This is a genomic window from Methylobacterium sp. Leaf106, assembly GCF_001422895.1.
Lineage (GTDB): Bacteria > Pseudomonadota > Alphaproteobacteria > Rhizobiales > Beijerinckiaceae > Methylobacterium > Methylobacterium bullatum.
Genome location: NZ_LMNB01000001.1, coordinates 541,954 through 564,218, shown reverse-complemented (window position 1 = coordinate 564,218; position 22,265 = coordinate 541,954). Strand labels below are relative to the sequence as shown.

Below are 22,265 nucleotides of genomic sequence, written 5' to 3'. Positions count from 1 at the left end.
GAGCGCGACCGAGAACGAGTGGAACTGAGATCACTAGAGGAGAGGGGAGGACGACCCAAATCGCTAAGTCTAGGATGCCGGACGCGGCGTAACGAGATTTCCGAGCCAGCTGCTTGCCGGCTGCAATTCTCGAATTGTGCTTATCGAAGGCGATGGCCCGTCAAACGTAAGCGAGCTAAGTGTTGGTGCCGCAAGAGGGATTCGAACCCCCGACCCCCTCATTACGAATGAGGTGCTCTACCAGCTGAGCTATTGCGGCGAGATCCGTGGTGTGACGCTGCGTGGCGCGTCGGATCGTTGCGGGGTCATAGCCGTCCGATCGGCCGATGGCAAGGCGCTCGGCGTCGTCTTCCTGATGCAACTGTGCCACGCAGGCCGGCTCCCGGTCCCGCGACCGTCCGTGCCGCCTTGACGTAGGGCGGCGCGGCTTCGAAGGCTCGCGGCGTCTGTCAGGAACCGCCATGTCCCTCATCGCCCGCCTGCGTGCCTATGCCGCCGACGCGTTCGGCCTGTCCGCGAGCCCGGAGGAGGCGGAGGCCGTCGACGAGCGTCTGGCGGCCATCGCCCTTCTCGTCCATGTGGCGCGGGTGGACGGCGTCCTCGACGGGGCCGAGTCGGAGCGGCTGTGCCGCCTCGTCGAGGGGCGCTATGCCGGAAACCGCGAGCAGGCCGAGGCGCTCATCGCCCGTGCGGCCAGTGTCGATTCGCAGACCCGCGACATGGCGCTGCTGGTGGAGATGATGGGCCACGAATTCGGTGAGTCCGAGCGGGCGCGGCTGCTGTCGATGGCCTGGTCCGTGGCCGGCGCCGATGGCACCGTTCATGAATTCGAGGAAGCGCTGGTCTGGCGGCTCGGGCGCCTGCTGCGGTTCGACGACACGGCGATCCGCCTCGCGCGCGCCGGCGCCGAGACCGAAGCGGTATCGTAGGGCGGCCTTGCAGGCGCGATATCCGGGATCGGCGGGCCATATCGGGCGTGGCGGGAGGATCGTGGCGCGATGATCGTCAGTTTGACGCTGATCCTCCTGGCTCAGCTCGTCGGTGAAGCGCTGGCACGGGGAGCGGCCCTTCCGGTGCCAGGCCCCGTCATCGGGATGGCGCTCCTCCTTCTCTTCATGGTGGTCCGGGACCGTTGGCGCGGCCGGGCCGCCCGCATCCTCGCCGCGCCCCTCGTGGACGGCACCCTGGAGCGCTCGGGAAAAGGGCTGCTTGCCCATCTCTCGCTGATGTTCATCCCGGCCGGCGCCGGGATCGTCGGCCGGCTCGACGTGCTCGAAGCCCATGGCCTGGCCCTCGCCTGCGTGGTCGTCGTCTCGACGCTGGCGACCCTGACGGCGACGGCGCTCACCTTCGTGGCCGTCAAGCGCTGGGTCGCACCGGGGGAGCGGCCATGACCGGAGATTTCGCCCTCTGGGTCTATCTCTCGCGCACGCCCCTGCTGTGGCTGACCGTCACGCTCATGGTCTACGCCGTGGCCGACCGCATCGCCACGGCGACGAACCGGCATCCCCTCGCCAATCCCGTTGTAGTCGCCATCATCCTGATGGCCTGCGTGCTGAAGCTGACGGGGACGCCCTATCCCACCTATTTCGAGGGCGCGCAGTTCGTCCACTTCCTGCTGGGGCCGGCGACCGTGGCCCTGGCGATTCCGCTCTACGAATACCGCGCGACGGTGCTTCGCTCGCTGACGCCGATGCTGGCGGCCCTCCTCGTCGGCTCGGTGGTGGCGCTGATCTCGGCGACGACTCTCGGAACCGCCTTCGGTATCCCGCACGACGTCATCGTCGCCTCGGTGCCGAAATCGGTGACGACCGGCGTGGCCATGGGCATCGCCCAGAATCTCGGCGGCGATCCGACCCTGGCGGCGGTGCTGGTGATGCTGACCGGCATGACCGGCGGCATCCTGGTCACTCCGCTCATGAACCTGCTCCGCATCGAGGACATGCGCGCGCGCGGCTTCGCGGCGGGTCTCGCCGCCCATGGCGTCGGCACGGCGAGGGCGTTCCAGGTGAACGAGGTGGCCGGCGCCTTCGCCGGCATCGCGCTGGGCCTCAACGCCCTCATCACCGCGATCCTGGCGCCGCTCGCGGTGACGTTCCTGCGCTGAGGCTGCTTACTTTTACTTGGCGCCCGCGGCTCCGGAGAGTTCCGTCGGCGTGAAGCGCCCGTCCTGGCCCGGCTTCATGTCGATGCGCGTGTCGTGGAGGGCATGCAGGGTCGAGCGATGGCCGATGGAGACGATCGTCGTCCCCGGCAGGCGCTCGCGCAGCATCCGGTAGATGCCGGCCTCGCTCGGCTCGTCGAGGGCGGCGGTGGATTCGTCGAGGAAGAGCCAGGCGGGCTTTGCCAGCACGGCGCGGGCGATGGCCAGGCGCTGCTGCTCGCCGCCGGAGAGCCGCTGATCCCAGGCATCGACCTCGTCGAGACGGTCGGCGAGTTGCGGCAGCTGCGCGGCGATCAGCGCCTCGCGGATCGCCTCGTCGGAGAACTGGTCGGTGGTGCTGGGATAGACCACGGCACCGCGCAGGGTCCCGAGCGGGATATAGGGCCGCTGCGGCAGAACCAGCGCGGATTGTCCTTCCGGCACGTCGACCCGGCCCTTCCCGAACGGCCAGATGCCGGCGATCGCGCGGAACAGGGTCGACTTGCCGGAGCCGGACGGCCCGGTGAGCAGCGTCGCCGCCCCCTTGCCGAGGGTGAACGAGCCGGCGGTGACGATCTCGCGGCCGTCGGGCAGGGCGAGGGTCAGGCCGGAGGCGGTGACGTTCGGACCGGTCCCATTGCCCTGGACGAGCCCGTATCCGGCACCGGACAGGGCTTCCGCCTTGGTCATTGCCCGCTTGAACGACGTCAGGCGGTTGGTATTCGCGCGGTACGACGCGATGGTGGTGTAGGAATCGATGAAGAAGGACAATGAGCCCTGGACGCTGCTGAATGCGTTCGCGGTCTGCTGGAACTGGCCGAGGGTGATCTTCTTCAGGAAGTAGGACGGAGCGGCGAGGATGTAGGGAAACACCACGCTGATCTGGTTGTACGACAGAGTGAAGCTGCCGATCTTAATCCGCCGATAGATGATGGCGAGGTAGTTTCCGATGATCTCTTGGAAGAGTTCGCGCAGGCGCACGGTCTCCGAGCGCTCGCCACGCAGCAGGGCGATCTGCTCAGAATAGATCCGCGTCCGCGCAAGGGAGAAGCGGAAATCGGCCTCGACCTTCTCCTGCCGGAAATCGAGCCCGATGAGCGGACGGCCGATGAGGTGGGTCAACCATGTTCCAACCACCGCGTAGACGATGACCAGCCAGACAAGGAAGCCGGGCACGACCGTATCGGTGAAGGGCAGTACGAAGTCCCGCGACAGGCCCCAGAGAATGACCATGAACGAGACCAGGGTCGCGGCCTGCGACAGGAGCCGGATCGACAGGCTCGTCGTCTGCTGGATGAAGAGGTTGACGTCGCTCTGGATGCGCTGATCCGGGTTATCGGCCGGCTCGTCCGTGAAGGGGATCCGGTAATGCGTGCCGCCATCGAGCCAGCGGCTGTAGAGGCTGCGAGCCAGCCAGGTGCGCCAGCGGATGTGGAGCGAGGCATCGACGAAGGTGTCGAACATGCCGATGATGACCCAGATCGTCGCCAGGGGCACGAAGATCCAGACGAGCTGATACCAAAACGCGTCGGCGTTATATTCCTGCAGCGCGTTGAAGAGGTCGCGGTACCAGAAGTTCAGGCGCAGCTGAAGCGCGACCTGGGCGAAGGTGATGAAGATGGAGAGCGCCACGAGACGTCGCGCCACTCGACCTTCGGTGCTGCCGAAAAAGTGAAACGGCCGGATTTCCCGGTTCGGCGCCTCGCGTGCGGCGAAGAACGGGTCGGCGATGCGGGTGATCGCGCGGATCGGTTCGAGATGGGAGATTCCGAACACGATGCCGGCGAAGACCACCGCGCCCGTGGCCGCGAAGGCCGGTGGCAGCAGAGCCGCCAGCGTCTCCGGCAGGAGGCCCGAGGCCGCGAGTTGTTTGGCTCCGGCCAGGAACAGGTAGCCGAAGCCGTAAACCGATACGAACACCTTCAGGTAATCGGACAGCTTGGCGGAGGCGAGGAGGATCACCACCATCGCAAAGCCGCTGAGGCTGACGTAGAGTGGCGTTGCGGTGCCCGGCAGGATCAGAAGTACGAGTGCGAAGAGCGCCGTAATGGCGGCCTGCAGGCCGAGGCCTGTCCTGAGTACGGCCACGCGCGTCTCCTCAAGTGGATGATTCAAATAGGCGACTTCGCCCGCCGGATCGGGACCGGACCGTGACGGCGGCAGTGACGGCCGGTCGTGGCGAGATCGTGGCGGGGGAAGGCGCCGCCGGATGCGTCAGATCGGATCAGGGCCAATCCCAATCGCCGTAATCCGGTTCGCGACATCGGTAGCCGACCGGGCATTCCAGATTGTCGCGGGTGGGCACGAAGCGGAGTTCGGCGATCTCCGTCATCCCGCACTGGCTCCGGTCGCTGACGAAGCGCTCGGTCCGGCCCGGTGGCTCAATCCTGCTTGGCTTCTCCGGCTTGCCCGCCGGCCACGACAGGACCGCCGACCCGTCCCGCTTCACGAGCGCCATCGCATCCGCGCAGGCCATCCGCATGGTGGAGGGGGGTGCTTGAGCACCGGCCGGGACTGCGATGGTGACGCAGACGGCGAAGGCGAAGCGTCTCATCACGATGGCACGGATAACTGACTTGTTTCTCACAAGCTTGAGCATGGCAGTTTTGGTGAGGGACGGGAAGGGCTTGCCGTTTGCTCGCCCTATTCCCGGAGTCTATCCACCGCTATCGATGGCGCCGGGACAGAATAGCCACAGGCCTGTCCTGACCAAAGCCGGCTTCATGAGTGCATAAGGGTCCGGTTGTCGAAGGGGGGCGTAGGCTGTTCAAGTCGCCGAACAGTGAAGCGGCCGCCGCTGCGAGATCGGTTCCGCCCCAGGGGGAGCCTTACGGGAGACGACGATGACCGCGGGCGTCGAAGAGAGGGATGCGAGGGGGAGCGACGAGGGAGCGCCGTCGCCGGCCGTAGCGAACGGCTCCGTCAGGTCGAGCCGCGCCCTGGTGCTTCCCGTCTCGCTCGCGATGGGCTGGGGCGTGCTCCTCGGCTACAGCACCGTTCTGCTGACCGACGACCCGCCGGCGCGCCCGGAGATCGACACGATCCAGACGGCCTTCAACGAACCCGGTCCGTTCGAGGATCGGGCGGGTGGGGCGCGCCCGCCCCGTGGCAGCGCTCCCTGGTCCGATGTGGGTGTCGGGTCCGGTCCGTCGGGCCGGGATGCCGTGGTCGCCCCAGCGGTCCAGCCCGGCATCCGGTCCGCCGCCTTGCGGCAGGATGCCGAACTGGCGCCCCGTGCCGACGCGGTCACGGCCGCATCGCCCCCGGTCGAGCCGGCAGCCTATGTCGGTCTTTGGGGACCCAACGAATCCGCGTGCGGCCGCGGCGCGCGGCGGCGGGGATACATTCCGGCGCGGATCACCGAAAGCGGGGCTCGGGCCGGCAACACGGTGTGCACCTTCCGCGACGGGCGGCGCATCGGCGCGAGCTGGAGCGTATCGGCCTCCTGCAGCGATGGCGGCCGGCGCTGGTCGTCCCAGGTGAAGCTTCTGGTCGACGGCAACCGCCTGACATGGTCGAGCGCCAAGGGCGACGCCTCCTACGTCCGGTGCCAGCGCCGCGCGGGATAGGCGCGAGCGGGGTCGCGGAGAGGGCCATCTCCGCGGCGACGGCACGGCGCGCTGCCCGGTTCCCCCTATCTGGGCTACCGGATTCACACATCTGCTCGACAGCCGTTCCCTCGATCCAAGAGGGTTCGACATGAGGCGCACCGGAACCCCCTCTCCTGGAAGGAGAGGGGACCCGCGATGCCTGCCAGTTGCGTGAAGGTCGTAGCCCGATCGAGGCCGGGCAGACCCGTGATATCCTTGCCCGCAGTGGTTCCCCACAACGAAAAAAGGGCCGTCTTGCGACGACCCTTTCCGCCCTCGCGGCCAAAACCGCGAAAGCATCCGTTCCGATGGAGAGCGCGGACTTCTTAGAAGTCCATGCCGCCCATGCCGCCGCCGCCCGGCATCTGGGGAGCGCCGCCGTCCTTCTTGGGAGCATCGGCGATCATGGCCTCGGTGGTGACGAGGAGACCGGCGATGGAGGAGGCGTCCTGCAGAGCGGTGCGCACGACCTTGGCCGGGTCGACGATGCCGGCCTGGATCATGTCGACATACTCTTCGGTCTGGGCGTTGAAGCCGTAGGTGATCGAAGAGGTGTTGTCGGTGATCTTGCCGACCACGATCGAGCCTTCGACGCCCGAGTTGGCGGCGATCTGGCGGATCGGGGCCTCGAGGGCCTTCAGCACGATCTTGATGCCGGCCTGGACGTCCGGATTGTCGCTCTGGAGAGCGCGGACGGCCTCACGGGCACGCAGGAGGGCGGTACCGCCGCCGGGGACGATACCCTCTTCCACCGCAGCGCGGGTGGCGTTGAGCGCGTCGTCGACACGGTCCTTCTTCTCCTTGACCTCGACCTCAGTCGCGCCACCGACGCGGATGACCGCGACGCCGCCGGCGAGCTTGGCCAGGCGCTCCTGGAGCTTCTCACGGTCGTAGTCCGAGGTGGTCTCCTCGATCTGCGCCTTGATCTGGCCGACGCGGGCTTCGATGTCCGCCTTCTCGCCGAGACCGTCGATGATCGTGGTGGTCTCCTTCTCGATGCGGATGCGCTTGGCGCGGCCGAGCATCGGGAGGGTGACGTTCTCGAGCTTGATGCCGAGGTCCTCGGCGATCATCTGACCCTGGGTCAGGATCGCGATGTCCTCGAGCATGGCCTTGCGGCGATCGCCGAAGCCCGGAGCCTTGACGGCAGCGACCTTCAGGCCACCGCGCAGCTTGTTCACGACGAGCGTGGCGAGAGCCTCACCCTCGATGTCCTCGGCGATGATAACGAGCGGCTTGCCGGTCTGCACCACGGCCTCGAGAACCGGCAGCATCGCCTGGAGCGACGAGAGCTTCTTCTCGTGGATGAGGATGTAGGGGTCCTCGAGCTCGGCGACCATCTTCTCCGCGTTCGTGATGAAGTACGGAGAGAGGTAGCCGCGGTCGAACTGCATGCCCTCGACGACGTCGAGCTCGGTCTCGGCGGTCTTGGCTTCCTCGACGGTGATGACACCCTCGTTGCCGACCTTCTGCATGGCATGGGCGATCATCTCGCCGATTTCCTTGTCGCCATTGGCCGAGATGGTGCCGACCTGGGCGACTTCCTCGGACGAGGCGACCTTCTTGGCGCGGCTCGTGATGTCCTTCACGGCGGCGGTGGTGGCGAGGTCGATGCCGCGCTTGAGGTCCATCGGGTTCATGCCGGCGGCGACGTACTTGGCGCCTTCACGGACGATGGCCTGGGCCAGGACGGTGGCGGTGGTGGTGCCGTCGCCAGCGATGTCGTTGGTCTTCGAGGCCACTTCGCGCACCATCTGGGCGCCCATGTTCTCGAACTTGTCGGAGAGCTCGATCTCCTTGGCGACGGTGACGCCGTCCTTGGTGATGCGGGGAGCGCCGAAGCTCTTCTCGATGACGACGTTGCGACCCTTGGGGCCGAGCGTGACCTTCACTGCATCGGCGAGAATGTCGACGCCGCGGAGCATCTTCTCGCGGGCATCGGAGCCGAAGCGTACTTCTTTCGCTGCCATGTTCAAATCCTCATGAGGTTCGAAGCCCTGAGGCGCTCATCGAAGTGCGCGCTCGAAGGGCTTGGATGGGAAGAAGGAAGAGGGCCGGGTCGCCTTAGGCGACGACGCCCATGATGTCGGATTCCTTCATGATCAGGAGGTCCTGACCGTCGATCTTGACTTCGGTGCCGGACCACTTGCCGAACAGGACGCGGTCACCGGCCTTGACGTCGAGCGGGTTCACCCGGCCGGCCTCGTCACGGGCGCCAGGGCCGACGGCGACGATCTCGCCCTCTTGCGGCTTCTCCTTGGCGGTATCGGGGATGATGATGCCCCCCTTGGTCTTCTCTTCGCCTTCGATACGGCGGACGACGACACGGTCGTGCAGCGGACGGAACTTCATGAGCTGCCCTCTTGCTTCAAATTCATGGATGGCGTTGATGCGGCCGAAGGGCTCGCCCAACCCAGGCTGTTAGCACTCCCGAGCGAAGAGTGCCAAAGCAAGGGCGGAGGTAGGCTCAAGCCCCTTGCGAGTCAAGACGCGGACGACGCGTCATGCCGCGTTTGCGCAGCATCTTCTGCTCTCCGGTCGCTGACAGACGGATGACAATCACCCCATGATCAGTCTTCAGGGACCGCAGGGCGCGGTCGAGCATTCCGGCGCAGCCAATGGCGGCGGCGTGCCGAGCCACGCGATCTGGATCGATCTCAACGATCCGAGCACCGAGGAGGCGGAGCATATCGAGGCCGCCACAGGCTTGCGCGTCCCCTCGCGAAAAGCCTTGAGCGAGGTCGAGAATTCGAGCCGCCTGCGGCGGCTCAAGAACGGGCTCTCGCTCTCCACCCCGATGATCACCTTCGACAAGGTGGATTCGCAGCTGACCCCGCTCGGCTTCGTCCTCACCCGGGACCGGCTCATCACGGTCAGGTTCAACGAGCTGCGCGCCTTCGAGGAGGTCAAGAAGCGCATCGGCGACGGCGACGGCGATTGCCAGACCGGCACCGAGATCTTCCTCCTCCTGGTGGAGGAGCTGGTCGACAGCCTCGCCGACGCCCTGGAGGAGATGGGCGCCGATCTCGACGCGCTCTCCACCCGGATCTTCGATTTCGACGTGAGGGCAGGGGGCGTCGCCGGCGATTCCGGCAAGACCCCGCGTCGGCGCGACCTGGCCCTCCGCCGCATCCTCCGCAGCGTCGGCCGGCGGGGCAAGGCGCTCGGCAAGATCCGCTCGAGCCTGCTCGGCCTCGAGCGCATCCTCCCGTTCGTCGCCGGTGAGTGCGAGCACCTCCTCGGCGCCACGGAGATGCCGCGCTTCGAGACCCTGCGCCGGGACATCGCCTCCCTCGACGAGTTCGAGATCCGGCTTTCGGAGAACGTGCAGTTCCTCCTCGACGCCACCCTCGGCCTCATCAACATCGAGCAGAACAACACCTTCCGCGTGCTCACCGTGGTCTCGGTGGTGGGCGTTCCGCCGACCCTCATCGCCTCCATGTACGGCATGAACTTCAAGCACATGCCGGAACTCGACTGGGTCTACGGCTATCCCTATGGTCTGTCGCTGATCGTCATCAGCGCGATCATCCCGGTCGTCTTTTTCAAGCTGCGCGGCTGGTTCTGACGCGGGGCCGACCGGCCGGGTTCGGGATTTAGGGAATTCTTTTCGGGCCGGCGCGCAAGGATCGAGAGCAGAGCCGGGCCTCCGGCGACCAGAGTCGACCGTATGGCCGTGATCGCCGCCTTCATCCTGAATGCCGGGCTCAATTTCTGCCTCGGCCTGCTCCTCGCCAAGCTGATGGGGCCGGCGGATTTCGGCCTGTTCGGCCTCGCCACCACGGGCGCCGTGGTCCTCAACACCCTCGTCTTCGAATGGCTCCGGCTCTCGGCCACCCGGTTCTATTCCAACCGCGTCCGGCAGGAGGAACCCTGGATCCGTCATGGGCTCGACCGCGCCTACGCCGTCCTCGCCCTCGTCCTGCTGGTCGCCTCCGCCCTGTGCGCGGTGGTCGGCGCGACGGTGGAGATGGATGTGCAGGGGCGCTTCGCCATCGCGGCGGGGGCGGGGCTGGCCGCCTTCGGCATCGGCCTGTTCGATTATCACGCGGCCCTGACGCGGGCACGCTTCGACGGCGGCCTCTACCTGAAGCTGACCATCGTCAAGAACGGCCTCGCCTTCCTGCTCATGGCGGGGGCGGCCTGGCTGTTTCCCCAGCCGGTCTGGGTGCTCGTCGCCTGCGGGCTCAGCCAGTTCCTGCCCGTCCTCGTGTTGCGCAGGCCTCTGCTCGATCCGAAGGTGCCCATCGTCCGCGTGCGCATGGGCGAGACCTGGCGGCTGTTTCGCGCCTACGGGCTGCCGCTCATCGCCGCGAACGCGATCTACCAGATCACGCCGTTCCTCAACCGCAGCGCCATCGCCATGTGGTTCGGACTGGCGGAGGCCGGCTATTTCGCCCTGGCCGCCGATGTCGCCACCCGCAGCCTGAGCATGATCGGCACGGCCCTCGACCTCATCCTGTTCCAGCTCGCCGTGCGGGTGGACGAGCACGAGGGCCACGTGGCGGCCGAAGCCCAGATCGGCCGCAACGCAAGCATCGTGGTGGCCCTGATGGTGCCCTGCGCCGGCGGGCTCTGGGCGGTGCTTCCGGCGATCCAGGGGCTCATCGTGCCGGAGGCGTATCGCGGACCCTTCGCCCTCTACGCACTGATCCTCATTCCCGGCCTGCTCTGCGGCACGCTGCTCAATTTCGGCCTCAACCCGATCTTCCAGATCCGCCGCAAGACGGTGCCGGTCATCGCCGCCGCCATCGTCGGCCTCGTCGTGAACGCCGTCTGCCTGCTCGTCCTGCCCACGCATTTCGGGGCGCCCGGCATCGCCATGGCGCAGAGCGCCGGCCTCGTCGCCTCGACCCTGTGGCTGGCGGTCCGCGCTCTCGCCGGACCGCAGCGCCTGCGGATCGATTGGTGGGACGTCTTTGCCGCCTGCACCGCCACCCTGGCGATGATGGCCTGCCTCGCGCCGTTCCGGCACATGGACCCGGCCATGGCCCTCGCCATCTCCCTGCCCCTCGGCGTGCTGGTCTACGCCCTGCTCGTGGCGCTGTTCGACATCGCCGGCCTGCGCGGCCTCGCCGCCGCGTATCTGCGGCAGCGTACCGTCACCCCGACCGCCTGAGACAGGAGCGCCGCTTGAAAGGGGGGCATCGCTTCCCGCATATGGTTCGGCAAAGGATGCCGGCGAGCATCACAACGGGCGGGAAACGATGCGGACATACGAGCCTCAGGACGAAGGCGAGGCGCAAGCCATCGTCGCCGATGCGGCCGGCCGCGCCGAGCCGATGCGCCTCGTCGGCGGGGGCACCAAAGCCGCCATCGGCCGCCCTGCGCAGGACGAATCGACTCTCTCTTCCCTGAAACTCTCCGGCATCACGCTCTACGAACCGGCCGAGATGGTGGTCGCCGCCCGCGCCGGCACTCCCCTCGCGCAGGTCCAGGCTTTGCTCGCGGAACGCGGCCAGATGCTGCCCTTCGAGCCGATGGACCACCGCATCCTGATGGGCTCGGGCGGCGAGCCGACCTTCGGCGCGGTGGCCGCCACCAACAATGCCGGACCGCGCCGGATCAATGCGGGCGCGGCCCGCGACAGCCTGATCGGCGTCCGCTTCGTCAACGGGCGCGGCGAGGCCATCAAGTCCGGCGGGCGGGTGATGAAGAACGTCACCGGCCTCGACCTCGTCAAGCTCATGGCCGGCTCGTGGGGCACTCTCGGCCTCCTCACCGAGGTGACCTTCAAGGTGCTGCCGGTCCAGGAACGGACGGCGACCCTGGCCTTTTCCGGCCTGGACGACGCCACGGCGGTGGCGGCCCTCAGCGCCGCCCTCGGATCGCCGTTCGAACTCACCGGCGCCGCTCACCTGCCGAGCGGCCTCGACGGGCCGAGCCCACGCACCCTGATGCGTCTGGAGGGCTTTTCGGACTCCCTCGATTATCGCCTCGGCGAGTTGCGCAAGCTCCTGCGGCGCTTCGGCGAGCCGGAGATCATCGAGGACGGGATCGGCGCCGTCCTGTGGGCCGCGATCCGCGACGTGATCCCGCTGACGGAGCCGCGCGCGGCCGCAATATGGCGGATTTCCACCACGCCGACCAAAGGACCCGCCGTCACCGCCGCCATCGCGGCGCAGCGCCAGGCGCGCTGGTTCTACGATTGGGGCGGCGGCCTCGTCTGGCTCGCCACTTCTTCCGAGGGTGATGCCGGCGCCGAGACCATCCGCGACGTCCTGCGCTCCACCGGAGGGCACGCCACCCTGGTGCGGGCGCCGGACGCGGTGCGCGCGGCCACCGCCGTCTTCGAGCCCCTGTCCGATCCCCTGCTGCGGATGACGGCCGGGATCAAGGCGGCCCACGATCCGAAGGGGGTGTTCAACCCCGGTCGGATGTATGCTGGGATTTGAGATGATAAAAAAAGACGAACTTATTGAAGCCGTTTTAGATGGAATTATTGATGCAAATGACTTCTATGAAAAAATTAGTAATGGTTTTTCTATAAATGACTCCGGCATTGAAGGTGTCCTGCAGACAAAAATCACCGAAGCAATTTATGATGCTTTATCTCAAAATCCTGATGGGTCTTTGAACGAAGAATTCATCGTAATGGAATATCCATTTAAAGAAATATTTGAGCAATCCGGTGCCAAAAAAGTACGAGGCGCAATTCCCCAATTAGTTGATGGCGCAAAGCGTGTAGACATAATGATATTTGATAAGAAAGAGAGACCGATTATTCCAATTGAAGTGAAAAGAAACGCGGCCACTGTGGGATTTGCTAAGGATGCAAAGCGGATTCTTGGCGTTTTGAAGCGTTCTGACACCCTATCGAGGGGCTCAGTTAAATATGGCTTAATTTGTGGCTTCATATTCGGCAAAGGTAACACGAGAGACGAGTGCTTGAAAGATATTAAATTAAAAAAAGACCAATGCATCGAATATCTACACAGTGAAGCAAGTATCGACGTTGTCGATTTCTTTCATCATGATGATGAGCCAAAAAGCTTTGAAGATCCCTCCTGGTGGGTCGGCGGAGCCGTTTGCGTCTATTTGAGAAGAAATGATAGAAATAATTAGATTAAGATGCAGCTATTTTTTTAAAACTCCATAGTCATAATTAAATGTTGAAATTAAAATCTAATTACAGCCTTTCAATTACATTTGAAAAATAGAAATTTTTCGTGCAATTCAATAGATAGACTAATCTAATGCTTTCGGTTTCCGAACGGCTCCTCCCACCTTGCGAGGCATCATTTGAGTTGTTGCCTAGCTCGGCGATATTACCGTCATGACCTCGGGGTCTGACTCGCTCGCGGGCTGACGGTTTTGCCGTTAAAGGGCGCGGCAGTAATGTTTGCCGTTGTCATCCACGGCAACCTCACTCTCGCCGTCCCCTACCCGAATGCATGACTTCCAAATCATGAAGGTGCGGCAGGCTGCCGCTTAGAGCCGTTCCAAGCCTCGGCTTCCGACCGAATTCCCTCTAAGCTGCGGGAAACAGCGCTGGGCGGCGGAAGATCGCCGGGCGGGCTGACGTATCGGGACCCCGAGGAAACGCCGTGCAGACCAATTTCAGCCTGACGCAGCTTGCCGAGCCGGCGATGGCGGCGTCCGAGAAGATCCTGCGGACCTGCGTGCATTGCGGGTTCTGCACCGCCACCTGCCCGACCTATCTCCTCCTCGGCGACGAACTCGATTCCCCGCGCGGTCGCATCTATCTGATCAAGGACATGCTGGAGGGCGGCAAGCCGGCGACACCGGAGGTGGTCAAGCATGTCGACCGCTGCCTGTCCTGCCTGTCCTGCATGACGACCTGTCCGTCCGGCGTGCATTACATGCACCTCGTGGATCACGCCCGCACGCATATCGAGGAGACCTATCGCCGGCCGTTGAGCGACAGGCTCCTGCGCAGCGTGCTCGCCTTCGTGCTGCCCTATCCGAACCGCTTCCGCCTGGCGCTTCTGGCCGCCAAGCTCGGCTCGCCGTTCCGGCCCCTCGTCGCTCAGTTGCCCCGTGTCGGCAACCGCCTCGCGGCGATGCTCGACCTCGCCCCCGCGCTCCTGCCCAACCGCACCGTCAACGACCGGCCCGGCACCTTCCCCGCCGACAACCGCGCGCGGGAAGCCAGCGCCCTGCTCCAGGGCGAGGCCGCACCCGCCCGCGCGGGCCGGGTCGCCCTCCTGCGCGGCTGCGCCCAGAGCGTGTTGCGGCCGGATTTCAACGAGGCGGCGGTCCGGCTTCTCACCCGCCACGGCGTCGAGGTGGTCCAGGCGAAAGGGGAGGGGTGCTGCGGCGCGCTCACCCACCATATGGGCAAGTCCGAGACCTCCCACGCCCAGGCCAAGCGCACCATCGATGCCTGGATCGCCGAGATGGACGGCGACGGCCTCGACGCGATCATCGTCACGGCCTCCGGCTGCGGCACGACGATCAAGGATTACGGCTTCATGTTCCGCGACGACCCGGCCTATGCGGACAAGGCGGCGCGGGTCTCGGCCCTCGCCAAGGACGTGACCGAATACGTCGCTAACCTCGGCCTGATGCCGCCGCTGTTCGAGAGCGATCTCGTGGTCGCCTACCATTCCGCCTGTTCGATGCAGCACGGCCAGGGCATCCGCACCGAGCCGAAGAACCTGCTCAAGAAGGCCGGCTTCACCGTGAAGGACGTGCCCGAGGGCCATATCTGCTGCGGCTCGGCCGGCACCTACAACATCCTCCAGCCGGAGATCGCCGGGCGCCTGCGCGACCGGAAGGTGGCCAATATCGAGCGCATGCGCCCCGATCTCATCGCCACCGGCAATATCGGCTGCGCCACGCAGATCGGGAACGGCACGCGCATCCCCATCGTGCACACGGTGGAACTGCTGGACTGGGCGACGGGCGGGCCGAAGCCGGCGGTACTGGAAGGATTGGGCGGGACGCGGGTGCTGGAGGCGGCGGAGTAGGCGCGAAGCGACGCCAGGACCTGACCATTTGCCCAAGACCTGCGCATGTCCTGTCGATGGCTGGGATCGGCCGCGGACGGGAAGAGGGGGGTCAGGGAGTTCCGGACTCGCTCACCGGAATCCAGCGATAGCCCGTCCCTCGCGCTTCGACATGGCCGAGCGAGGGGAACGCCGTGTGATAGCCCGCCACCAGCAGCCTTTCGGTGGCGGCCATCGCGTAGATCGCCCGACGGGTCGCGATGCCCTGATCCTTGTCGAGATCGAACAACGCGTGCCATTCGGGGTGGCTCAACGATGCCACCTCGTGATGGGCGCAATCGCCCCACACGAGCATCCGATGCCCCTCGCTCTCGCAATGGAAGGCAAGGTGCCCCGGCGTGTGCCCGAAGGCCGCCACCACGTCGATGCCGGGCGCGACCGTGTCGCCGGGTCCGACGAAGCGGATGCGGTCGCGCAGCGGGACGAGGTGGCTGCGCACCACTGCGGCCGACCGGTAGGTGTTGCTGTCCGCCGGCGCCGAGAGGCGTTCCTCCGCCGTCCAGAAGCGGTATTCCGCCTCTCCCACGACATAGGCCGCGTTGGGAAATTGCGGAATGCCGCCCTCCAGGAGGCCGCCGATATGGTCCGTATGGCAATGCGTGATCACCACGAGGTCGATCGTCTCCGGCGCAATTCCAGCGCGCCGTAGCGCCCGACCCAGCCGCCCTCCCGCCGGCCTGGGGATGAACCCGACCTCGCCGTTTCCGGTATCGAAGAGGATGCGCTGTGTGCCGGTCTCGATCAGCGTCGGGGTGAAGCCCGGCGTGAAGCGGTCCGGGGCAAGCCGGTTTTCCCGCATCAGCGCTTGCACCTCCTCTCTCGGGCGGTCCTCGCCGACGATGGGCCATGGCCCGTCGATGGTCTCGTCCGCGTCGAGCAAGGTAGTGATGGTGAAGGCGCCGAGCCGGATGCGCCGCGACGCCGACGCCTCGGCCAGGGCGGCCGCACCGGCCAGGGCCGGCCTCGCGCCGGAAAGAGCGAGGCCCGCGAGGGCGCCCGTGACAAGGCGGCGGCTCAATGTGATCATCGTCGCAGGATCTCCGGCTGTCCCCGCCGCGCCGGTGGGCCGCGAGGCGGGGATGACCGGCCTAGCGCGTGGGGAGGGGACACCGCTTGAACGAACGTGCTGCCCCCGCCCTCGGCCCCCTTTGGCACGTCGAGGGCGGGCATACCTTCTTTGCCGGACCGCTCGCCTACAACGCCAGCCATCAGCATGGTGCGCCGGTCTATCTGGCGGGCCTGTATGGCCCCTTCCGCATCCGGTTCAGGCCCGGTCCGTGGATCGCCTGCCGCACGGCCTTCGTCCCGGCCGGGATGCGGCACGAACTCGATTGCGCCGGCGACCCCCTGGCCGTGCTCTATCTCGAGCCGGAGGCGGGAGCGCGGGCTCTCCTGGGCCTGATCGCCGCCGGCGAGGACATCGAAGGGGCACGCGTCGCAATGCGGGGTGAGATCGAGCCCTTGCGTGCGCTCTACGAATGCCCGCGCGCCACGGTCTGGGCCGGGCAGGCCATCGCCGATCTCGCCGGTTTCGCGGTGCGCCGGAACGGACCGACGCTCGATGGGCGCATCGCCCGGATCATGGCCGACCTCGGCACCTGCCAGGACACGGGCATGTCGGCACCGCGCCTTGCGGCCTCCGTCGGGCTGTCCTCCTCGCGGATGCAGCATCTGTTCACCCGCGATGTCGGAGTTCCGTTCCGGCGCTATCGGTCGTGGCTGCGCATGCGGCGGGCGATCGACGCCGTCATCCGGGGTGAAACCTTCACGGGAGCCGCCCACGATGCGGCCTTCGCCGATCAGGCCCATTTCGCCAACGCCTTCCGCGAGACGTTCGGCGCGCCCGCCTCGGCGAGCCTCGTCGGTATCCGGCGGCCATAGACGCCCGCGGCTTCAGTTCGGCCGGCGCACTTCGGCCAGCACGAACACCCGGATCGCCGAGGACAGGTTCTGCGCGCCCCGCGCTTCGTCGATTTCGCCGATCAGCACCTGAACCGACTGCCCGCGGGCGGCGGCGATCTCGCGCAAAGCCTCCCAGAACGGCGTCTCCAACGATACGCTGGTCCGGTGGCCGGCGATCATCACCGAGCGTTTGGTGGTGCCGGGGGTCGGCTCGGTCATTCCCTCCCCCCTTTGCGGGGGAGGGTGGCCCACGAAGTGGGTCGGGAGAGGGGAGCGCCGTATCCGGAGAGGTCGCCCCCTCTCCCGCCTGCTCCGCAGGCACCCTCCCCCGCAGAGGGGGGAGGGTGAAGCGTCACGCTTGTCACCCGTCCGAATCCGGTCCCACGAGCTTGTGGCCTTCGTGGCGCGAGAACTCGATAGCCTTCTTGGCCTCGGCCAGGGTCCTGGCCTTCTTCGGCCGGCCGAAGGCGATGCGGTTGTCCTCCGCCTTCGCCTCCTTCTCGGCCCGCGCCTTGCCCTTGCGGACCGAGCGCAGGTTGATGATCTCGCCCATATCGAACCTCGTCAGTCGACGCTCGGTGCCAGCATGGTCTCGGGGCGCACGACGCGGTCGAACTCCTCCTCCGTGACGTAGCCGAGGCGCAGGGCCTCTTCCTTCAAGGTGGTGCCGCGCTTGTGCGCGGTCTTGGCGATCTCGGCGGCCTTGTCGTAGCCGATGGAGGGAGCGAGCGCCGTCACCAGCATGAGCGAGCGGCTCATCAGGTCGGCGATCTTGTCCTCGTTGGCCTTGATGCCGACGACGCAATTGTCGGCGAAGCTCACGGCCGCATCGGCGAGGATGCGGATCGATTGCAGCACCGCATTGGCGATGACCGGCTTGAACACGTTGAGCTCGAAATTGCCCTGGGAGCCGGCGAAGCTCACCGTGGTGCCGTTGCCGATCACCTGGGCGCAGACCATGGTCAGGGCCTCGCACTGCGTCGGGTTGACCTTGCCCGGCATGATCGACGAGCCCGGCTCGTTCTCCGGCAGGGAGAGTTCGCCGAGGCCCGAGCGCGGGCCGGAGCCGAGGAAGCGGATGTCCTGGGCGATCTTGAACAGGCCCGCCGCCAGGGCGGACAGCGCGCCCTGCGTAAAGACGAGGGCGTCGTGGGTGGCCAGCGCCTCGAACTTGTTGGCGGCCGAGGTGAAGGGCAGGCCGGTCAGTTCGGCGACCTTGGCCGCGAACTTCTCCGCGAATTCCGGATGGGCATTGAGGCCGGTGCCGACCGCCGTGCCGCCCTGCGCGAGAGCAAGAACGCCCGGAAGCGTCGCCTTCACCCGCTCGGTGCCCAACGCCACCTGCGCGACATAGCCGGAGAATTCCTGGCCCAAGGAGACGGGCGTCGCATCCTGCAGGTGGGTCCGGCCGATCTTGACGATGGACGAGAACGCCTCGGACTTCGCCTGGAGCGCGTCGTGCAGGTGCTTCAGGGAGGGCAGCAGCCGGTCGTTGATCTCGCGCGAGACCGCGATGTGCATCGCCGTGGGGAACACGTCGTTGGAGGATTGGCCGCGATTCACGTGGTCGTTGGGGTGGACCGGCGACTTGCCGCCCCGCTTTCCGCCGAGCAGCTCGTTGGCCAGGCTCGCGATGACCTCGTTGGCGTTCATGTTCGACTGGGTGCCCGAGCCCGTCTGCCAGACCACGAGGGGGAATTCCTGGTCGTGCTCGCCGGACACCACCTCGGCGGCGGAGGCGGCCACGGCCTGGGCCACCTTCGGGTCGAGGGCGCCCAGATCCTGGTTCACCAGGGCGGCGGCCTGCTTCACCATCCCGAGGGCATGGACGAGGGGGGCCGGCATCTTCTCGGTGCCGATCTTGAAGTTCTGGATCGAGCGCTGGGTCTGCGCGCCCCAGTAGCGATGGGCCGGAACCTCGATGGGGCCGAACGTGTCGGACTCGGTCCGGGTGGCGGACGTTTCGGTGGGGCTTTCGAGCGGCGACATCGTGGCCTCTTAGATGGCGGGGTATGCGGCCCTACTTAAACGGTGCGGCCGAAAACCGCGATGGTGCTTTCTTTCAAAGGCGTCACAGGTCCGTGCCGGAGTCAGGCACGCTCCGGGACAAAGCGAGGACGATTGCCGATGCCGTTGGACGCCGCGACCCTGGAGCCCGACGCCCTCCCGCGCTTCCGCCCCGTCGTCCCGCGCCCCCGGCGCGAACAGCCGGGGTTGCTCGCCTTCCTCAAGGCGGTGCGCGCCAACCCGATCACTACCTGGCTCGACGAGCATTTCGTGGAGCCCGTGGTGGCGCGCGAAGGCGCGATGGGCCGCGTCACCGTGGTCAGCGACCCGGCCCTGATCCGCTACCTGTTCGTGGAGAACGCCGCCAACTACCGCAAGGACGACCTGCAGCGCCGGGTGCTCGCGCCGGGGCTCGGCAACGGCCTCCTCACGGCGGAGGGCGAGGAGTGGAAGCTGCAGCGGCGCACCCTGGCGCCGATCTTCTCGGCCCGCCACGTCCTCGGCTTCGCCGCCCCCATGAACGAGGCGGGCGCGCGAATCGGCCGCCGCCTCGCCCGGCGCGACGCCACCACCGTGGACGTGCCCCTGGAAATGACCCGCGTCACCCTCGACGTGCTGGAGCGGACGATCTTCACCGAGGGCCTGTCCAGCGACCCCGATGCGTTGGGCCGCGCCATCACCCGGTTCCTCGAATCGGTCGGGCCGGTGGACCCGATGGACGTGTTCGGCGTGGCGGCTTTCGTGCCGCGCATCGGCCGGCTCCGGGCGCGGCCGGCGATCCGCTTCTTCGAGGAGGTGGTGAACGCCCTCATCGCGCGCCGGCGCACGCAGCTCGACGCCGGAACGGCCCCCTCCGACCTCCTGACCCTGCTGCTTCAGGCACAGGACCCGGAAACCGGCAAGGGCCTCAGCGATCTGGAGGTCAAAGCCAACATCGTCACCTTCATCGCCGCCGGCCACGAAACCACGGCGAACGCGCTCACCTGGGCGCTCTATTGCCTGTCGCAGGATCACGAGGCCCGTGCCCGCGTCGAGCGCGAGGTGGATGCCGTGCAGGGCGACGGGTTCGATGCCGACGCGCTCCCCTTCACCAAGGCGGTGATGGAAGAGACGATGCGGCTGTTCCCGCCGGTGCCGTTCCTGAGCCGTCAAGCCATCGCGGAGGACCGGATCGGCCGGATCAAGATCCCCAAGGGCTCGCTCATCATGGTGGCGCCCTACGTGCTCCACCGCCACCGCACCCTGTGGGACGATCCCGAGGCGTTCATGCCGGAGCGCTTCCTGCCGGAGAACCGGGCCACCGTTCGGCGCTTCTCCTATCTGCCGTTCGGCGCGGGCCCCCGCGTCTGTATCGGCCAGAGCTTCTCGCTGCAGGAGGCGGTGATCGTCCTGGCGCACATCGCCCGCGCCGCGCGCTTCTCGCTGTCACCCGACCACGCCCCCGTCACGCCGCTCCAGCGGGTGACGCTGCGGCCGGAACATGGCTTGCGGATGCAGGTGGAACGGCGGGGCTGAGACCCGCTGCGGCGGGTCGCGGATCACCCTCCGCTGCGCTGCAGGTGTTTGGAAAAGAGGGCGGGATCTCAGAATTGAGGTCGTCCAGATTCAGTGTGACTTGCTCACCTCCCCCAGGAGGCTACGGCACCGACACATCTCGCGTGGACCGCAGGTCCCCTCTCCTGGAAGGAGAGGGAGCACGTCGCGCTTCACGCCGCCGCCCTCGATAGAGGGAACAAACGTCGAGCGAATGTGCGAATTCAGTGGCCCGAGACGAGCGAAGCGGAGTCGGTTCCGGAGCCCGCGCAGGGTTCCAGAAAGCGACTTTAATCTCAGCTCTTCTTGCGGAACGCGTCGAGGCTGACGACTTCGGCACCGGCTTCGCCGCCTTCGGGCTTCTTGGCCGCGGGGCGGGCAGGCTTGCCGTCGGGGCCGTCCTCGGTCTTGTCGAGGTTCTGGCTCGCGCCCTGCGCGGGGAGGAGCTTGGGCACGCTGGCGCCGATCGCCGAGACGGCGTTACCCTTCGGCATGATCTCGCTCGGCTCGGAAGCCGCGCCCCGCGCGGCGTTCTTGGTGCCGGGAGGTTGCGGCGCATCGTCCTGCGCGTCCTCGTCCGCCGTCTCGTTCAGATCGAACTTGAGGCCGAACTGCACCGAGGGGTCGAAGAACCCGCTCAAGGCGTCGAAGGGCACGAGCAGGCGCTCGGGAACTCCGGAAAATGACAGGCCGACCTCGAAGGAATGCTCGGTGACGCCGAGATCCCAGAACTGATGCTGGAGGACGATGGTCATATCCTGGGGGTATTTCTCCCGCAGGCGCTGCGACATCCGCACCCCCGGCGCCTCCGTCCGGAACGACACGTAGAAATGGTGCTCGCCGGCGAGACCTTCGCGGGCCGCGTCGGTCAGCACCTTGCGCACGACGCCGCGCAGGGCATCCTGAACCAGGAGGTCGTAACGGATGAGATCGTCTGCCATCGCTTGTCGCTTTGCCCGGTACCTGCCGGAATGTCGCGCCGACGGCGCACCGGGTCGGTGAATTGACGTGAAGGCTTGCCGGACTCGGGCACTGGTTTCAATCGCGCCGTTCCCACCGTGGTCTCCACGGGGGGCGGTGAATTGACACCGTATCCACGTACCCGGGATTCTGGTGAAAGCGCCGGGATCGAGCGGCCTTGGCCGAAGATTGTCAGGCACCCAGTTCGGCCTTTCGACCGAACGACACGAATATAGAGGGAGAGGCGTCGCTTTTGAAGCCCGATCCTGACGTGGAGTTCTCCGACAACCGGGCAATCGGCGCAATGCTGGCCACCTCCGGTGGCGCGCGGTCGCGCCGGTCCCCGATCCGCCTCGCCGCGGCGGCGTTTCGCGATGCCATCGGCCTCGTCCTGGCGACCCTGTTCGTGATGGTCGCGGCGGCCATCGCCGCCCTGCTCGTCGTGCGCGTCGGCGCGGACATCCTGCAGGGCATAGACCCCTTCGCCACCGAGGCCCGCCGCCCCCGGTTGTATCCGCAGCAGCTCGTCCTGCGCGAGGTGGCGAGCGATATCCTGCGGCAATGCCTCATCGTCGCCATCGTCATCGGCGCGGCGATCCGGTCCAGTGGCGGGTCGTGGCGCGCCAGACTCGCGCTGACCCCCGTGGAGGCGCCGGGCCTCGCGCCCTCGCGGCTGCTGGCCATCCTCCTGCTCTGGCCGTTCCTCCACATCCTGTGGGTGATCGGGACGGCGGAGGTCTTCCACATGGCGTTCGGCCGCAATGTCGGCCTGTCGCCGCTGCTCAGCAGAACCGGGGCCATCGCCTGGCTCGCCTTCACCATCGTGCTGGCGCCGGTGGCGGAAGAGGTGCTCATGCGCGGGGCGATGTTCGAGCGGGCCTCGCGCTTCCTCAAGCCGTGGGGTGCGATCCTCTCCACCTCCGCCCTGTTCGTGCTGCTCCACATCCAGGTCGGCAGCATCGCCCGCCCGGTCTCGCTGATTCCCCTGGCCCTGATGCTCGGCTGGCTGCGCTGGCGGACCGGGCGGCTCTGGCCCTGCATCCTGCTCCACGTCTGGAGCAATCTCGCCGTGGTCGCCTACTTGCTGTGGCCGGCGCCCGCCTGACGCTCGCCTCGCGGCCCCGTTCGCGGTATCGCGGGAGATGCAACACGGGACCC

21 protein-coding genes and 1 tRNA gene are annotated in these 22,265 nt (G+C 66.8%); 12 read left to right on the top strand and 10 right to left on the bottom strand.

Annotation, left to right across the window (positions count from 1 at the left end; all coding sequences use genetic code 11):
* Positions 1 to 183: 183 nt before the first annotated feature.
* Positions 184 to 259 (bottom strand) — tRNA-Thr (locus ASF34_RS02840).
* 202 nt (positions 260 to 461) lie between these two features.
* On the opposite strand from ASF34_RS02840, the gene ASF34_RS02835 reads away from it, so the two are divergent.
* The 3 genes from ASF34_RS02835 (at position 462) to ASF34_RS02825 (ending at position 2,107) form a co-directional block, all read left to right on the top strand.
* Complete coding sequence (locus tag ASF34_RS02835) at positions 462 to 929, top strand: tellurite resistance TerB family protein (RefSeq protein ID WP_018042547.1); 468 nt, start codon at positions 462 to 464, stop codon at positions 927 to 929.
* A 69-nt stretch (positions 930 to 998) separates the two neighbouring features.
* A complete protein-coding gene (locus tag ASF34_RS02830) occupies positions 999 to 1,394 on the top strand; it encodes a CidA/LrgA family protein (RefSeq protein ID WP_056158399.1) in 396 nt (131 codons plus the stop codon).
* Entirely contained in the window at positions 1,391 to 2,107 is a 717-nt protein-coding gene (locus tag ASF34_RS02825) for an LrgB family protein (protein WP_018042549.1), read from the top strand. The genes ASF34_RS02830 and ASF34_RS02825 overlap by 4 nt, the downstream gene beginning before the upstream one ends.
* A 12-nt stretch (positions 2,108 to 2,119) precedes the next feature.
* Here ASF34_RS02825 and ASF34_RS02820 read toward each other — a convergent pair whose 3' ends face one another.
* Positions 2,120 to 4,231, bottom strand: coding sequence for an ABC transporter ATP-binding protein/permease (locus tag ASF34_RS02820; protein ID WP_056158396.1), 2,112 nt, complete (start codon positions 4,229 to 4,231; stop codon positions 2,120 to 2,122).
* Positions 4,232 to 4,367: 136 nt separating this feature from the next.
* Complete coding sequence (locus tag ASF34_RS02815) at positions 4,368 to 4,697, bottom strand: hypothetical protein (protein ID WP_018042551.1); 330 nt, start codon at positions 4,695 to 4,697, stop codon at positions 4,368 to 4,370.
* A gap of 289 nt (positions 4,698 to 4,986) precedes the next feature.
* Here ASF34_RS02815 and ASF34_RS02810 point away from each other — a divergent pair, with 289 nt between their 5' ends.
* Positions 4,987 to 5,712, top strand: coding sequence for a hypothetical protein (locus ASF34_RS02810; RefSeq protein WP_056158393.1), 726 nt, complete (start codon positions 4,987 to 4,989; stop codon positions 5,710 to 5,712).
* Between the two features lie 347 nt (positions 5,713 to 6,059).
* On the opposite strand, the gene groL is transcribed toward ASF34_RS02810, so the two are convergent.
* Both groL and groES read right to left on the bottom strand, forming a co-directional pair.
* Complete coding sequence (gene groL / locus ASF34_RS02805) at positions 6,060 to 7,703, bottom strand: chaperonin GroEL (protein ID WP_018042553.1); 1,644 nt, start codon at positions 7,701 to 7,703, stop codon at positions 6,060 to 6,062.
* A 94-nt stretch (positions 7,704 to 7,797) separates the two neighbouring features.
* Positions 7,798 to 8,085 (bottom strand): co-chaperone GroES, encoded by a 288-nt coding sequence (gene groES, locus ASF34_RS02800; RefSeq protein WP_018042554.1) that lies wholly within the window; start codon positions 8,083 to 8,085, stop codon positions 7,798 to 7,800.
* A gap of 214 nt (positions 8,086 to 8,299) precedes the next feature.
* On the opposite strand from groES, the gene ASF34_RS02795 reads away from it, so the two are divergent.
* The 5 genes from ASF34_RS02795 (at position 8,300) to ASF34_RS02780 (ending at position 14,666) form a co-directional block, all read left to right on the top strand.
* On the top strand, positions 8,300 to 9,301 hold the full coding sequence (locus tag ASF34_RS02795; RefSeq protein ID WP_018042555.1) for a magnesium transporter CorA family protein: 1,002 nt from the start codon (positions 8,300 to 8,302) through the stop codon (positions 9,299 to 9,301).
* 102 nt (positions 9,302 to 9,403) lie between these two features.
* Positions 9,404 to 10,852 (top strand): lipopolysaccharide biosynthesis protein, encoded by a 1,449-nt coding sequence (locus ASF34_RS02790; protein ID WP_056158388.1) that lies wholly within the window; start codon positions 9,404 to 9,406, stop codon positions 10,850 to 10,852.
* An 88-nt stretch (positions 10,853 to 10,940) separates the two neighbouring features.
* Positions 10,941 to 12,128: an FAD-binding protein gene (locus tag ASF34_RS02785; protein ID WP_056158385.1), complete on the top strand. Its 1,188-nt coding sequence runs from the start codon at positions 10,941 to 10,943 to the stop codon at positions 12,126 to 12,128.
* A gap of 1 nt (position 12,129) precedes the next feature.
* On the top strand, positions 12,130 to 12,798 hold the full coding sequence (locus ASF34_RS22640) for a hypothetical protein (protein ID WP_162240025.1): 669 nt from the start codon (positions 12,130 to 12,132) through the stop codon (positions 12,796 to 12,798).
* Positions 12,799 to 13,280: 482 nt separating this feature from the next.
* Positions 13,281 to 14,666, top strand: a complete 1,386-nt coding sequence (locus tag ASF34_RS02780; RefSeq protein WP_056158383.1) for a heterodisulfide reductase-related iron-sulfur binding cluster — start codon at positions 13,281 to 13,283, stop codon at positions 14,664 to 14,666.
* 91 nt (positions 14,667 to 14,757) lie between these two features.
* Here the strand turns inward: ASF34_RS02780 and ASF34_RS02775 are convergent, their stop codons facing one another.
* Entirely contained in the window at positions 14,758 to 15,732 is a 975-nt protein-coding gene (locus ASF34_RS02775) for an MBL fold metallo-hydrolase (protein ID WP_056158380.1), read from the bottom strand.
* Positions 15,733 to 15,818: 86 nt separating this feature from the next.
* On the opposite strand from ASF34_RS02775, the gene ASF34_RS02770 reads away from it, so the two are divergent.
* Entirely contained in the window at positions 15,819 to 16,586 is a 768-nt protein-coding gene (locus ASF34_RS02770; RefSeq protein ID WP_056158378.1) for a helix-turn-helix domain-containing protein, read from the top strand.
* A gap of 12 nt (positions 16,587 to 16,598) precedes the next feature.
* On the opposite strand, the gene ASF34_RS02765 is transcribed toward ASF34_RS02770, so the two are convergent.
* From ASF34_RS02765 to fumC, 3 genes are all read right to left on the bottom strand, one after another.
* Positions 16,599 to 16,826 (bottom strand): ribbon-helix-helix domain-containing protein, encoded by a 228-nt coding sequence (locus tag ASF34_RS02765; protein ID WP_018042561.1) that lies wholly within the window; start codon positions 16,824 to 16,826, stop codon positions 16,599 to 16,601.
* 142 nt (positions 16,827 to 16,968) lie between these two features.
* Complete coding sequence (locus ASF34_RS02760) at positions 16,969 to 17,160, bottom strand: DUF4169 family protein (RefSeq protein ID WP_056158376.1); 192 nt, start codon at positions 17,158 to 17,160, stop codon at positions 16,969 to 16,971.
* A gap of 11 nt (positions 17,161 to 17,171) precedes the next feature.
* Positions 17,172 to 18,596: a class II fumarate hydratase gene (fumC, locus tag ASF34_RS02755; protein ID WP_027174402.1), complete on the bottom strand. Its 1,425-nt coding sequence runs from the start codon at positions 18,594 to 18,596 to the stop codon at positions 17,172 to 17,174.
* 138 nt (positions 18,597 to 18,734) lie between these two features.
* Here fumC and ASF34_RS02750 point away from each other — a divergent pair, with 138 nt between their 5' ends.
* Positions 18,735 to 20,129 carry a cytochrome P450 gene (locus tag ASF34_RS02750; RefSeq protein ID WP_056158373.1) on the top strand — a complete coding sequence of 465 codons (1,395 nt, stop codon included), beginning with the start codon at positions 18,735 to 18,737 and terminating at the stop codon, positions 20,127 to 20,129.
* Between the two features lie 314 nt (positions 20,130 to 20,443).
* On the opposite strand, the gene ASF34_RS02745 is transcribed toward ASF34_RS02750, so the two are convergent.
* Positions 20,444 to 21,088: an SspB family protein gene (locus tag ASF34_RS02745; protein WP_056158370.1), complete on the bottom strand. Its 645-nt coding sequence runs from the start codon at positions 21,086 to 21,088 to the stop codon at positions 20,444 to 20,446.
* Between the two features lie 272 nt (positions 21,089 to 21,360).
* Here ASF34_RS02745 and ASF34_RS02740 point away from each other — a divergent pair, with 272 nt between their 5' ends.
* Positions 21,361 to 22,212: a CPBP family intramembrane glutamic endopeptidase gene (locus ASF34_RS02740; RefSeq protein WP_244478871.1), complete on the top strand. Its 852-nt coding sequence runs from the start codon at positions 21,361 to 21,363 to the stop codon at positions 22,210 to 22,212.
* Positions 22,213 to 22,265 lie beyond the last annotated feature (53 nt).